The organism is Neobacillus niacini (assembly GCF_031457145.1).
Classification (GTDB): domain Bacteria; phylum Bacillota; class Bacilli; order Bacillales; family Cytobacillaceae; genus Neobacillus; species Neobacillus niacini_J.
In genome coordinates, this window is sequence record NZ_JAVDVZ010000006.1 from 114,938 (window position 1) to 127,800 (window position 12,863).

Annotated in this window: 14 protein-coding genes; 8 read left to right on the plus strand and 6 right to left on the minus strand. The window is 37.4% G+C overall.

Annotated features, from left to right (window positions below; genetic code table 11):
• Nucleotides 1–16 precede the first annotated feature (16 nt).
• Both J2Y03_RS16050 and J2Y03_RS16055 read right to left on the minus strand, forming a co-directional pair.
• Entirely contained in the window at nt 17–1,495 is a 1,479-nt protein-coding gene (locus J2Y03_RS16050) for an alanine/glycine:cation symporter family protein (RefSeq protein WP_310195701.1), read from the minus strand.
• A gap of 449 nt (nt 1,496–1,944) precedes the next feature.
• The gene (locus tag J2Y03_RS16055) at nt 1,945–2,340 is read right to left on the minus strand and encodes a hypothetical protein (protein ID WP_132086796.1); all 396 of its coding nucleotides are present in this window, start codon (nt 2,338–2,340) and stop codon (nt 1,945–1,947) included.
• A 243-nt stretch (nt 2,341–2,583) separates the two neighbouring features.
• Between J2Y03_RS16055 and desA the strand changes: the two genes are divergently transcribed.
• The gene (gene desA, locus J2Y03_RS16060) at nt 2,584–3,618 is read left to right on the plus strand and encodes a Delta(5) desaturase DesA (protein ID WP_310195705.1); all 1,035 of its coding nucleotides are present in this window, start codon (nt 2,584–2,586) and stop codon (nt 3,616–3,618) included.
• A gap of 78 nt (nt 3,619–3,696) precedes the next feature.
• Nucleotides 3,697–4,215 carry a response regulator gene (locus J2Y03_RS16065; RefSeq protein ID WP_310195707.1) on the plus strand — a complete coding sequence of 173 codons (519 nt, stop codon included), beginning with the start codon at nt 3,697–3,699 and terminating at the stop codon, nt 4,213–4,215.
• Nucleotides 4,216–4,275: 60 nt separating this feature from the next.
• On the opposite strand, the gene J2Y03_RS16070 is transcribed toward J2Y03_RS16065, so the two are convergent.
• The gene (locus J2Y03_RS16070) at nt 4,276–4,644 is read right to left on the minus strand and encodes an SET domain-containing protein (protein WP_310195709.1); all 369 of its coding nucleotides are present in this window, start codon (nt 4,642–4,644) and stop codon (nt 4,276–4,278) included.
• A 122-nt stretch (nt 4,645–4,766) separates the two neighbouring features.
• Here J2Y03_RS16070 and J2Y03_RS16075 point away from each other — a divergent pair, with 122 nt between their 5' ends.
• Nucleotides 4,767–5,609, plus strand: a complete 843-nt coding sequence (locus J2Y03_RS16075; protein ID WP_310195710.1) for a dimethylarginine dimethylaminohydrolase family protein — start codon at nt 4,767–4,769, stop codon at nt 5,607–5,609.
• 48 nt (nt 5,610–5,657) lie between these two features.
• On the opposite strand, the gene J2Y03_RS16080 is transcribed toward J2Y03_RS16075, so the two are convergent.
• From J2Y03_RS16080 to J2Y03_RS16090, 3 genes are all read right to left on the minus strand, one after another.
• Nucleotides 5,658–5,852 (minus strand): alpha/beta-type small acid-soluble spore protein, encoded by a 195-nt coding sequence (locus tag J2Y03_RS16080; protein WP_132086786.1) that lies wholly within the window; start codon nt 5,850–5,852, stop codon nt 5,658–5,660.
• A gap of 87 nt (nt 5,853–5,939) precedes the next feature.
• Nucleotides 5,940–7,067, minus strand: coding sequence for a CAP domain-containing protein (locus tag J2Y03_RS16085; protein ID WP_310195712.1), 1,128 nt, complete (start codon nt 7,065–7,067; stop codon nt 5,940–5,942).
• Nucleotides 7,068–7,263: 196 nt separating this feature from the next.
• A complete protein-coding gene (locus J2Y03_RS16090; RefSeq protein ID WP_310195713.1) occupies nt 7,264–8,925 on the minus strand; it encodes a ribonuclease J in 1,662 nt (553 codons plus the stop codon).
• A 361-nt stretch (nt 8,926–9,286) separates the two neighbouring features.
• On the opposite strand from J2Y03_RS16090, the gene J2Y03_RS16095 reads away from it, so the two are divergent.
• The 5 genes from J2Y03_RS16095 to cysW all read left to right on the plus strand — a co-directional run bounded on the left by J2Y03_RS16095 (nt 9,287) and on the right by cysW (nt 12,825).
• Nucleotides 9,287–9,769, plus strand: a complete 483-nt coding sequence (locus J2Y03_RS16095; protein WP_310195714.1) for an RrF2 family transcriptional regulator — start codon at nt 9,287–9,289, stop codon at nt 9,767–9,769.
• A complete protein-coding gene (locus J2Y03_RS16100; protein WP_132086777.1) occupies nt 9,720–9,917 on the plus strand; it encodes a YezD family protein in 198 nt (65 codons plus the stop codon). Before J2Y03_RS16095 ends, J2Y03_RS16100 begins: the two co-directional genes overlap by 50 nt.
• A 135-nt stretch (nt 9,918–10,052) precedes the next feature.
• Entirely contained in the window at nt 10,053–11,102 is a 1,050-nt protein-coding gene (locus J2Y03_RS16105) for a sulfate ABC transporter substrate-binding protein (RefSeq protein WP_310195716.1), read from the plus strand.
• A 34-nt stretch (nt 11,103–11,136) separates the two neighbouring features.
• Nucleotides 11,137–11,958, plus strand: coding sequence for a sulfate ABC transporter permease subunit CysT (gene cysT, locus J2Y03_RS16110; RefSeq protein WP_310195961.1), 822 nt, complete (start codon nt 11,137–11,139; stop codon nt 11,956–11,958).
• A gap of 15 nt (nt 11,959–11,973) precedes the next feature.
• Nucleotides 11,974–12,825, plus strand: a complete 852-nt coding sequence (gene cysW, locus J2Y03_RS16115; protein WP_310195718.1) for a sulfate ABC transporter permease subunit CysW — start codon at nt 11,974–11,976, stop codon at nt 12,823–12,825.
• Nucleotides 12,826–12,863: the final 38 nt, after the last annotated feature.

Sequence of the window (12,863 nt, forward strand, 5' to 3'; positions counted from 1 at the left end):
TGGAGATTCTAAAAAATTATTCGTTTGCAGCATGTTTTTTTTCATCTTTTTTATCTGTTCGATAACCGTTAGCCCAGAATTCTGCATTCTTAATACCTAATTTAGTAGAATTAAATTCAGGGTCCAGGCCTTGCTTCAGTTGCGCTTCATAATCCTTTAGAGCAATATTCGCTGGTTTGAATAATAAAAGAATAGCAATTAAATTCAACCATACCATGATTCCAAGTCCGATATCACCCATTGCCCAAGCTGTCCCAGCCGTTTTAACTGATCCATAGAAAGTAGAACCTAAGAGTACAATTTTTAATATGGTCATAGCTAATTTTCTTTGTTTGCCTTTAACTAGATAAGCAAGATTAGTTTCTGCAATATAGTAATAAGCAAAAATCGTCGTGAAGGCAAAGCAGAATAGAGCCAACGCAATGAATCCTGATCCGAATCCTGGAATAATTGTATCAACGGCTGCTTGAGTGTAAGCAGGACCACTTTCAACGCCTTTCAGATTTTCCACTAAGACTTCCCCAGTTTTTTCATTTACTGTATTGTACGAATTTGTAAATAAAATCATAAAAGCAGTTGCTGTAACGATTAAGAACACATCTAGATAAATTGAAAATGCTTGGACTAGTCCTTGTTTTGCCGGGTGTGATACTTCTGCGGCTGCTGCAGGGTGAGCACCTGTTCCTTGTCCTGCTTCATTCGCATAGAGCCCACGTTTTACACCCCACATAATGGTTGAACCGAGAATACCACCGAACATTCCCTCAGCGCCAAATGCACTTTTAAAAATCAGAGTAAATACTTCTGGAATTCTATCGAAATTCACCGCAATGATTGCTATGGCGACAAGTAAATATCCGGCCGCCATAAAAGGCACGAGAAATTCCGCAACTCTCGCAATCCGCTTAACGCCGCCAAAAATAATAAGTCCCATAAGTAAGACTACTACTAAACCAGTAATGGAGCTTTCAATTCCAAAAGCATTGCTAACACCTTCAGCAATTGCATTCGCCTGAATACCTGGCATGAGTACAGCCATTGCGAGGAGTGTTGCAACTGCAAAAATAACGGCAAACCATTTCCACCCAAGTCCTTTTTCAATGTAGAAGGCAGGTCCGCCTCGATACTCTCCATCTTGCTTTTCTTTATAGATTTGGGCAAGGGTAGACTCAACAAATGCAGATGCTGCACCGATGAAGGTGATTACCCACATCCAAAATACAGCTCCTGGCCCTCCGAAGGCAATTCCCGTTGCTGTACCGGCAATATTTCCGACTCCAATACGACCTGATAAAGACATTGCCAATGCTTGAAAGGAAGAGACACCCTCATTGGAGCTCTTGCCAGAAAATAGTAGACGAATCATTTCCTTTACATGACGAATCTGCAGAAATCTTGTCCGTACACTAAAGTACAATCCAACTGCACAAATAAAGATGATGAGTGGTGCACTCCATAAATAACCATTAATGCTAGTAACAATTTGCTCGACCATAAAATCCTCCTTTGTTATGTATTAATAGGTATACATTTACCGAATGTTGTATAACAAGATGATAGTTAAAGTATAAAATAATATAGTATAATATTTCAATAGAATATTCAATAAATTCTATATATTAAGATAAATAGTAAGAGTAGTTATACCAGATGGAGAGGGTGTGGTTGTGCCACACGGGGGGAAGGACAAACTTCTTTGGTGAGGTATGTTCTTTTTGGCTATTATGTATGCTGGTCCTGACTGGACTAGTTTAGATTTTTCTAAAAATTGTACAGTGTATTCACGAGTACGGATTGCAGAAGGATATCTTGGATCATAGAAGTTAGTACTTTATCTGACAAAACAAACACCACCATAAAAAATAGTAGATACAATAGAAAAGTAACCCATACCTTCCAATTTCATGAAGAAGGTTGGGTTACTTTTTTAGATCAATAATGTAATTAGGCACCAAGCTTTTCTGAAATGTACGAAGAATTACTCTCATCCCAGTGGAATATTCCTTCTTGAAGCTTTATGACCGAATCAAAAGGACGAGGAATCGGTAAATTTCCTAATTCCTCTATTAATTGGTTTCGTAATTGAATGAGTTCATCTTTCGATGCGATTCGAACGACTGTATTCAATGAAATTTTATTTAAACTAATATTTTTCCTGGTACAAATACTGTCTTGAAATGGTTTGTTAAATTGAATCATCATTTCTAAATCGTTTAGGCAGGCAACACCAAAAACATCTTTTATGATGTCATCATATTTAAGCTGATAACCAGTAGCAAACTTTATGATATTCTTCTCGGGATTTTCTAAAATATAAATAGTATCAATTGGATTTGTCATTTATTTCACCCTTTTGCTCTAAATTAATTAAATCTTAGGACTATTTCATTGTGTAAGTAGTATAACTCTGCTTTAGTTTGTTAAAGCATCATTATTTTATTATAGCATAGATTCCTGTTTTTTTGTAAGAGACAACTTGTATGTGACATTTGTCATACTCTGCACATGACACCTGGTACTTACACAATTACCTTTCGTTCTCTATACTTGGTTTAACGACACAAACCGAAGGGAATTAAAAATATGTCTGTACAACAAAATACGAAAAATTTACGAAAACAAGTCGCTCCTTTTGAAAAATCAACGACAAAACAAAGTGTATGGCAAATCATTAACACATTAGGACCATTTCTTCTGTTGTGGTTTCTTGCCTATCAAAGTTTGTCTATCTCATATTGGTTAGCATTGGTTCCAATAGTAGCTGCAGCAGGATTTTTAGTGCGAATTTTTATCATTTTTCATGACTGTACCCATCATTCGTTTTTCAAAAACAGAACTGCGAATCGAGCAGTTGGTACCGCAATGGGTGTACTAACATTGTTCCCGTTTGATCAATGGGGTCACGAGCACTCCGTTCATCACGCAACAAGTGGAAACTTGGATAAACGAGGTACAGGTGATATCTGGACACTAACAGTTGATGAATATTTGGCAGCACCGCTTAGACTTCGTTTAGCTTATCGTTTTTATCGTAATCCAATCGTTATGTTTGGCATAGGACCGATTTATGTTTTCATGCTTAAAAACCGTTTTAATCGAAAAGATGCGCGTAAAAAGGAAAAAATGAACACCTATTTAACGAATGTTATTCTTGTTGCATTGATTGCTGTGCTTTGCTGGGCAATTGGCTGGCAGTCGTTTTTACTCGTACAGGGAACGATTTTCATGATCTCTGGATCTTGTGGAATTTGGTTGTTTTATGTGCAGCACACTTTTGAAGATTCTTACTTTGAAGAGGATAAAGACTGGGAATATGTAAAAGCAGCAGTGGAAGGTAGTTCATTTTATAAGCTTCCAAAACTTTTGCAATTTTTAACAGGAAATATTGGTTTTCACCATGTTCATCATTTAAGCCCAAGGGTTCCGAATTATAAACTTGAAGAAGCTCATAAAGAGACGCTTCCATTACAAAATGTACCAACAATATCACTAGCAACAAGCTTAAAGTCTCTACGATTCCGTCTTTGGGATGAAAATGCTAAAAATTTTGTTGCTTTTAAAGACGTGAAGGCTTTAGCTAAGAAACGTATTTCTGTTCAAGCAAAACCGGAATTGTAAGCACCAAACTTGGCAGACTCTCCTTAACGAAAGGGGAGTCTCTGCATGATTAGCAGCTGCCTGATAAGGAGAGAGAAAATGATTCGTATTGTAATCGCAGAAGATCAGGAGCTGCTTTTAGAGGCTATGGGGAATCTGCTGAATTTAGAGGATGATATCGAAGTCGTTGGTCAGGCAGGCAATGGGGAAGAGGCACTATTACTAGTGCACCAATTACAACCAGATGTATGTATTATGGACATAGAAATGCCTGAAAAAAGTGGCCTAGAGGCTGCAGAAGCTTTACAACTGGCAGATTGTAAAGTGATTATTTTAACAACCTTTGCAAGACCAGGTTATTTTCAACGCGCATTGAAAGCTGATGTAAGAGGGTATTTACTAAAAGATAATCCGAGTGAAGAATTGGCCCTATCCATTCGCAGCATAATGGATGGTCAAAGAATTTATTCCAATGAACTTTTGGACGAAGATATCCTTGAATGCTCACAGGAACAAAATGTGATTGATACAAATAACGAGTTCTTACAGAATAAAACAGGAATTGTAAGAAATTACTTTTCATCGATTATCGATAAAATTAAGCAGCCTACAGGCTAATAAGAAAAGCACCCAATTGATTTTTGGGTGCCTTTCTATGTCCTTATGGAAAAAATTCATTCAAAAAACATCGAACCACAATGGTTCATCGTCTTCAGGATCCCCATTGTAATTAATTAGAATTTCTTCACCCGTTTTTATATTTGTATAGGCAAAAATGTCGATTGTCTGATTTTGTAAATTTAGCTTATATAAAGCATTCGGGGTGTAGGAGTGGTTAAAAAGCGAACCATATCCAAGTGCTAAGGCACATTCTTCTAAATCTTCACCCCACCAGAATGCATATTGAATCAAGATGGTTTTTTTCAAATACTTATACTCATCCTTAGGGGATATAATCACCGGAGCTTCATGGATAAGCTCGCCTTTCCTTATTTTACGTGTTGCAAATATCCCTCTGCCATATTTCGATTTCTTAACTTCGAACATATAGTTATCACCACCATTTTAATTAAATTATTTAATGGAACCACTTTAGAATTAATCTATGAATGAATGGATTCATTTGTTTAAGTAATCCTATAAAAAGAAGATTAATTTGGAGGTGTAAAATGACGCTTAAGAATGAAACATTTTGCCAAAATGAGTATGATAAATTAAAACGTGTCATACTTTGTCAGCCACAATATATGACGATTCGTGAAGTAATCAATGATACACAAAAGCAATTTGAGGATGAAGGAATACATATTAAAACTGCACTGGAACAGCACAGAGAATTCGTTAGGACCTTAGAAGCTAATGGTATAGAGGTAATTTTATTACCCTATCATAAAAAATTTCCTGAACAGGTGTTCACAAGGGATATTGGTTTTACGTTGGGGCAAACCATTTTTGTTGCCAAGATGGCACATGATGTTCGTATCGGGGAAGAAGATGTATTAAAACAGTGGCTTGATGATGAAGAAATGTCTTATTATACTTTGGCAGAAGACAGGATTGAAGGTGGAGATGTTATTATTGATGGAGAAACCATCTATGTGGGATTAAGTAACCGGACCTATCTGCAGGCTGTTGAACATTTGCAAAGTGTACTCAATCAGTTCGATGTCAAAGCCATTTCCTTTAAGGAAAAGTATCTCCATTTGGATTGTGTTTTTAATGTTATTTCACCAGAGGTTGCCTTGATTTATCCTCCAGCACTGACAAAGGAGGATATGGACCATTTTTCTTCTCGATATGAATTGATTGAAGTTACCGAAGAAGAACAATTTACCTTAGGAACAAATGTATTAAATATTGGGAATAAGAAAATTTTAAGTTTACCCGTAAATAAACAAGTAAACCAAAAGTTGATAAATCGAGGGTTTGAAATTATAGAGGTGGACATAACTGAAATTATTAAATCAGGAGGTTCCTTCCGCTGTTGTACTCTTCCTATCTTGCGGGGTTAAGGAAAAGGCTGTCCGAGTATTCGGACAGCCTTTTTGTGAAATCGCAGGCTATTGACCTTGTTGATTTCTTAAAGATTGTTCAGCGTAGGCGACAAGCCGTTTGGTCATTTCGCCTCCAACTGAACCATTTGCTCGTGCGGTCGTATCAGCACCAAGTTGAACTCCAAACTCGTTGGCGATTTCTTCCTTCATTTGATTCAGAACATTATCTGCACCAGGAACCACTAGTTTGTTTCTAGCCATGATACATCACTCCCGACGAAGTTTTTTGAGCAATCAGGAATTGCTCGTATATAATTTACCCTTTTTATTTATCCTGATTCGTTTTCCTTAGTTGGTGTAATAGTTCTGGGTATAATAAGGCTGTGATTTTGCATTAAAGGCAACGCCTACCCCTAAGTACTCGTATTCTCCACGTAAAATATTCTCTCGATGTCCAAGGGAGTTCATTAAGCCCTCATGAGCGAAAATACTGCTTAGTTGTCCATAAGCGAGGTTTTCCCCAGCCAATTGAAAAAGGATGTCATCTTCTTTCATTCGATCAAAAGGTGATTGACCCTCAAGATTCTTGTGATCAAAATAATTCTTCTCCGCCATATCTGCACTATGCTTGCGAGCAGTTTCTCTAACATGGTCATCCCATGTTAAGACGGGGAGCTGATGAACGACCCTGGCAGCATTAGTTAAATCAAACATTTGATATTCAAAGCCTTCTTTTAAAGCTGGAGTCGCCTCCGTATAAAAATCTTTTTTGTTTTCCTCTAAGAATTTGCTAACGATTTGTATCGCTGTTACGGTATTGTTCTCATGCTTATCATAAAAAATCGTCACATAGGTATCATCGAGCAAGAATAAATCATTGTCATTATTCTCTTGAAGCTGATAAATAACTATTCCTTTTTGAATTTTTGTGATTGGCTCACCGAGTATACTGCGAACAGCCTCTTTTGTTGAAGTACCGATTTTGATTCCATTAGTTGAAGCTAATAAATCTTGATTCGTATATAGACCCGCTGCTATGTTGTTTTCATCATACATAACCATAAAAAAGTCATGGTAATTCTCATGATACGCATGCCAATTTGCTCCGTATTCATTAAGTGATATCCGTTTAGCTATTCCCAAATTATGCTCTATGTCCGCTTTTGCATTCCCAAGCTCAACATTATGAATAGAAAAGGTTTGTTCAGCAGGGGTTGTTAACTCTACTTTATTCTGCTGCTCTTCCTTGGATTTCTCTTGTGTCAACGGCATTTCATCTATTTGGAAGCCTAGCTGTTTCAACATCTGCTGGATATCATCATATAAAAAACTAATTGTTTCTGGTACTTCTAGATTTTCTTTTAACGATGACACAAAATCAGCATGAATATTGGAATTATCCAACTGTTTTGCAATAAATGGCCAAGAAATATATAGTAAAAATAATAATGCGATTAATCTTAGAAAACGAAACATCCTCTTTCCTCCAATTCTATTAGGAGTTTAGCCAAGTTCGAATAAATGTATAATAAATTAGCAAGTAAATCAAGATATTTCTGCTTTATTTTAATTATATCTGCAAAAATAAAAATTTATCTGCGTTAATACTAATATATCTGTGATGCCCAAAAATGAAAATGTCAGGCACAATTTGTAGTGCCTGACTTTTGCTTTATATTTCTAGGATGATAGGAAGAATCATTGGTTTTCTCTTTGTTTGTCTGAATAAATACTGTCCGACTGATTTTTTTATATTTTGCTTCATAACATTCCACTGGCGAATATTATCGGCTTCCAACTCAAGAATCGTTTTCTTTACGAGTCGATTGATTTCTCTAATCAGATTCTCGGATTCCTTTACATATACAAACCCACGCGTAATTGTGTCAGGACCTTGGATAATTTTCCGGTCACCTTTGCTAATCGTTAAGACAATAACGAGCATACCATCTTCAGCTAGCTGTTTCCGGTCACGTAACACAATCTCACCGACATCACCAACACTAATACCATCTACATAAGTATCTCCAGCTGGAATACTTCGAGTCTGACGGGCAACCGAATCTTCAATATCAACAACATCCCCATTTTTTATGATGAATGTGTTTCCTTTTTCCACCCCAACTGATTCAGCTAACTGTCTGTGATGATGGAGCATTCTATATTCACCATGAATGGGAATAAAATAAGTTGGTTTCATTAAAGTTAGCATGAGTTTTAAGTCTTCCTGATAGCCATGCCCGGAAACATGCATTCCAGTGGAACTGCCGGAGCCATAAATGACTTTCGCCCCCAGTTGAAATAAGTTGTCAATAATCCGAGAAACTCCTTTTTCATTTCCTGGGATAGGTGACGCCGCTAAAATTACGGTATCACCTGGGTAAATGGTAGCGTCACGATAATTACCTGTAGATAAACGAGCAAGGGCAGCATTAGGCTCACCCTGACTACCCGTACATAGGATGACAACTTTATCAGGCGGGAATTGCTCAATTTCGTGCGCGCTGATCAGCATCCCATCGGGAACGTTTAAATATCCCCGCTCCAGGGCAACATCTACCACATTCACCATACTCCTGCCTAGGAGGGAAAGTTTTCGATTTGTTTTCATGGCAGCCTCTACGACCTGCTGAACACGATTTACATTGGAGGCAAAAGTGGAGAGAATGATTTTCCCCTCAGCTTTTCTAAAGGCTTCAACTAAATGTTCCGCAACCATTGACTCTGATGGAGAGACCCCTTTCCGTTCCGCATTGGTGCTTTCAGAGATTAATGCAATAACGCCCTGTCTGCCTATCTCGGCCATTTTATGAATATCGCAATATTGGCCATTTGCTGGTGTTAAATCAAATTTGAAGTCACCGGTATGTACAACATTCCCTTCTGGGGTATGAATAACAATGCCAAGACAATCAGGAATACTATGGCTCACTTTAAAAAAGGATACACCGATTTCCCCAAATTCAAGTATGGAATCGGAGGTAATGGTAACAAGTTCCGTGTCCCTGGTAAGTCGGTGTTCTTCTAGTTTTAATTCGATTAATCCTAAGGTGAAACGTGTTGCATAGATTGGAACATTGATTTTCTTTAAGAAGAAAGGGATTCCACCGATATGATCTTCGTGCCCATGAGTAACAATTAATGCTCTAATTCTATCTTGATTTTCCTCTAAGTAAGTTACGTCAGGGATGATCAAGTCTATTCCTAACAGACTTTCATCTGGAAACTTACCACCACAATCAATAACTAAGATATCATCACCATATTCGATCACGTACATATTCTTACCAATTTCATTTATGCCGCCTAAGGCTAAAAAGGATACCTTATTCATTTTATTACCTCCCGATTAACATTTACATAGGTTTTAGTATCCCCCGCAGACAGGATGAGTATTAATAAGTTCTTTGAAAAAATTGAACCGGAATAAAATATAAATTTATTTTCAAAAATATATATTGATTTTTCGAAAAATAACAATTATGATATGTTTTATACTAAACCCATCAAGTTAATCGGAATTAAAGTTTTGGGCAAAAGAGACAACAGAAAAGGGCGCTATAGACATGTGCCCTTTCATAAAAATCTTGCATATATTTATAACTAGCAAAAATCCATTTTTACAAAAATCAAGTGGATTATTTTTGGGAGTGAATGTTGACTGAATTACTCAACATTAAATGAGGAGGTATTGAATGAAGGTTTCGAGCAAAGGTGAATATGCACTGCGAGCCTTACTACAGTTGGGAAACCATCAAGGAAATGTACTAGGAATTCACGAAATTTCTGAAAAAACCCTTGTGAGCATTCATTATTTGGAACAAATATTACTTCAATTAAAAAAGCTTGGTTATGTTACAAGCAAACGAGGTGCCAAGGGTGGTTATATGCTGCAAAGGGACCCTGTGGAAATAAATATCGGGGAAGTAATCCGTGATCTAGAAGGTCCATTGTCACCAATGAGCTGCGCCTCCATTACAAAATATGAGCCATGTCCTTTAGAGGGGGGATGTCAATTAAAGCCGTTGTGGTCTTTGGTTCGAGATACAATTGCTTTTGTTTTAGAACGAACGACATTGGAGGATTTACTTTTAAACAGAATTAATAAGCTAGAAGGAGAGGATTTTGTTGTCATCAAAAGGACGTCTGGATCAACAAGTGATGGAAAAAATAGCTAGTTTGCTAGAAGGCTTGGAATTTGGCACTGTTCAAATCACCGTCCACGATTCACAAATTACCCAAATTGACCGATTAGAAAAACATCGGCTGCCTTTACAAACTAAATCAAGTGTACAATCATTTCCGAACAAAACGAAAAGTAGATGAAAAAAATGAATATCTTGCCGATCGGACACCCGAAGGCCCTGTAGTTATCGTACATAAAACATGTACGTTATTAAACTATTGGGCTTTTTTTAATGAAAAAAGCCTATAAACCAAAATAAAAGGAGCAAAAAAACAATGACGAAAAAAATTTGGTTAATCTTATTTACAACTTTACTTTTATTGGCTGCTGGGTGCTCTAATCAAAGTGCAACTACTGAAAAAGAAACATCTGGAACGAAAGAAGAAGAGAAAAAAGCAGTAGAACTGTTAAATGTATCATACGACCCAACAAGAGAATTTTATGAAGAATTTAACAAAAGCTTTGCTGCTTATTGGGAAAAAGAAAATGGTCAAACAGTTACAATTAACCAATCACATGGAGGTTCAGGGAAGCAGTCCCGTTCAGTGATTGATGGCCTAGAAGCAGATGTTGTTACCTTGGCACTAGCATATGATATCGACGCCATTGCAGAAGCAGGCAAGTTATCAGAGGATTGGCAATCGAAATTTAAAAACAATAGCTCACCTTACACTTCAACGATTGTTTTTCTTGTAAGAAAAGGTAATCCAAAAGGCATTAAAGACTGGGATGATTTAGTGAAAGAAGGAGTATCCGTCATTACTCCAAATCCAAAAACTTCTGGTGGAGCAAGGTGGAATTACTTGGCTGCTTGGGGATATGCCCTTCAGCAAAATAACAATGATGAAGATAAGGCAAAAGAATTTGTAACTAAACTCTTTAAAAATGTACCTGTTTTAGATTCTGGTGCACGTGGTTCTACAACAACATTTGTTGAAAGAGGAATTGGTGATGTATTAATCGCATGGGAAAACGAGGCTTACTTAGCTTTAAATGAGTTAGGTAAGGATGAATTTGAAATTGTTAATCCATCCGTTAGTATTCTTGCAGAGCCACCAGTTACTGTCGTTGACGAAACAGCTAAAAAACATGGAACAGAAGAGGTTGCAAAGGCATACCTAGAGTACCTGTACACAGATGAAGGTCAGGAAATTGCTGCAAAAAACTATTACCGCCCACGTTCTGAGGAAATAGCGAAGAAATATGAAGACCAATTTCCAAAGATTAACCTTTTTACCATTGATGAAGTCTTTGACGGCTGGAAAAATGCTCAAAAGACACACTTCGACGATGGCGGCGTCTTTGATGAAATTTACAAACCGTAAGTAAAAGGAGAGCTGTACCGTGTCTATTAAGAAAATGCAACATCGGGTTTTGCCGGGATTTGGTTTATCCATGGGGTACACACTAATTTATCTTAGCCTAATCATCTTAATTCCTATTGCAGTCCTATTTTTAAAAGCATCCACGATCAGCTTGGCTGAATTTTGGGATACAGTTACCGATGATAGAGTCGTAGCTTCATATAAATTAACGATCAATACTTCCCTCATCGCGGCACTCGTAAATGCTGTTTTCGGGACACTTATTGCTTGGGTATTAGTAAGGTATGAGTTTTATGGAAAACGAATTGTTGATGCACTGGTTGACTTGCCGTTTGCCCTTCCAACCGCAGTTGCAGGCATCGCACTTACAACGATATATGCGCCAAATGGATGGATAGGTCAATTCTTTGAATCGATGGGTATAAAGGTTGCATTTACACCCTTCGGCATTATGATAGCCCTAACCTTTATCGGACTTCCTTTCGTTGTTCGATCTGTGCAGCCGGTATTACAGGATTTGGACCAACAATATGAAGAGGCTGCCGCCACACTTGGTGCTAATTCTGTTCAAATTTTTACAAAAATTATCCTGCCAGCAATATTCCCAGCGATCCTAACTGGCTTTGCCCTTGCGTTTGCAAGGGCTTTAGGGGAATATGGATCGGTCGTTTTCATCTCAGGCAATATGCCAATGAAAACGGAAATTGTTCCATTGTTAATTATTACGAAATTAGAGCAATTCAATTATGCAGGAGCTGCCGCAATCGCAGTTGTCATGCTGGTATTTTCATTCGTGTTATTATTCTTAATAAATTTCTGGCAATGGAAGTCTTCAAAAAAATATCAAATGAGCTAGAGGAGATCGGGGAATATGATTGTTCAAGAAACCACCATACAAGCAAAGAGATTAAATGCCAATTCCCAGCCTTTTTTATTAAAGAAATGGTTGCTGATCACGATAGCCCTCGGCTTTTTAGGAATATTTATTCTGGTTCCATTAATTGCTGTCTTCACAGAAGGATTAAGTAAAGGAATTGAGCTATACTTTGCCGCTTTAACAGAAAAAGATGCTTTATCTGCGATTAAATTAACATTAATTACTGCAGCGATTTCGATTCCTGTTAACACTATTTTCGGTGTTGTCGCTGCTTGGGCTATCGCTAAGTTTAACTTTAAGGGTAAAAATATTTTAATTACGTTGATAGATATTCCATTTGCAGTCTCTCCCGTAATTGCTGGACTCGTTTTTGTGCTATTGTTTGGCTCTCAAGGATTATTGGGACCGTTTTTAGAGGCAAATAATATTAAAATTATTTTTGGAGTGCCAGGAATTGTCCTTGCGACGATATTCGTAACCTTTCCGTTTGTCGTTAGAGAATTATTGCCGATTATGCAGGAACAAGGAACTGAAGAGGAACAGGCAGCGATTACGCTGGGAGCGAGTGGCTGGCAAATGTTTTTTCGTGTCACTTTACCAAATATTAAATGGGGTTTATTGTATGGTGTCATTCTTTGTAATGCGCGTGCCATGGGTGAATTCGGAGCAGTTTCGGTTGTTTCAGGTCATATTAGAGGATTAACCAATACCATACCGCTTCATGTTGAAATTTTATATAACGAATACAATTTCTCGGCAGCTTTTGCAGTGGCTTCCCTACTTGCACTTCTTGCTATCGTGACATTAATTTTAAAAAGCATTGTAGAGTGGAAAACAAAAAAATAGTAAAAGGCACTGTCAAAGATCATTTATCTTTGCAATGG

Bases quoted from the DNA above. Each gene is read 5' to 3' on its own strand.
- J2Y03_RS16085 (WP_310195712.1), bottom strand. From the start codon at position 7,067: ATGTTTCGTTTTCTAAGATTAATCGCATTATTATTTTTACTATATATT.
- J2Y03_RS16095 (WP_310195714.1), top strand. From the start codon at position 9,287: ATGAAGGTTTCGAGCAAAGGTGAATATGCACTGCGAGCCTTACTACAG.
- cysT (WP_310195961.1), top strand. From the start codon at position 11,137: ATGCAACATCGGGTTTTGCCGGGATTTGGTTTATCCATGGGGTACACA.
- desA (WP_310195705.1), top strand. From the start codon at position 2,584: ATGTCTGTACAACAAAATACGAAAAATTTACGAAAACAAGTCGCTCCT.
- J2Y03_RS16075 (WP_310195710.1), top strand. From the start codon at position 4,767: ATGACGCTTAAGAATGAAACATTTTGCCAAAATGAGTATGATAAATTA.
- J2Y03_RS16105 (WP_310195716.1), top strand. From the start codon at position 10,053: ATGACGAAAAAAATTTGGTTAATCTTATTTACAACTTTACTTTTATTG.
- J2Y03_RS16055 (WP_132086796.1), bottom strand. From the start codon at position 2,340: ATGACAAATCCAATTGATACTATTTATATTTTAGAAAATCCCGAGAAG.
- J2Y03_RS16090 (WP_310195713.1), bottom strand. From the start codon at position 8,925: ATGAATAAGGTATCCTTTTTAGCCTTAGGCGGCATAAATGAAATTGGT.
- J2Y03_RS16070 (WP_310195709.1), bottom strand. From the start codon at position 4,644: ATGTTCGAAGTTAAGAAATCGAAATATGGCAGAGGGATATTTGCAACA.
- J2Y03_RS16050 (WP_310195701.1), bottom strand. From the start codon at position 1,495: ATGGTCGAGCAAATTGTTACTAGCATTAATGGTTATTTATGGAGTGCA.
- cysW (WP_310195718.1), top strand. From the start codon at position 11,974: ATGATTGTTCAAGAAACCACCATACAAGCAAAGAGATTAAATGCCAAT.
- J2Y03_RS16065 (WP_310195707.1), top strand. From the start codon at position 3,697: ATGATTCGTATTGTAATCGCAGAAGATCAGGAGCTGCTTTTAGAGGCT.
- J2Y03_RS16080 (WP_132086786.1), bottom strand. From the start codon at position 5,852: ATGGCTAGAAACAAACTAGTGGTTCCTGGTGCAGATAATGTTCTGAAT.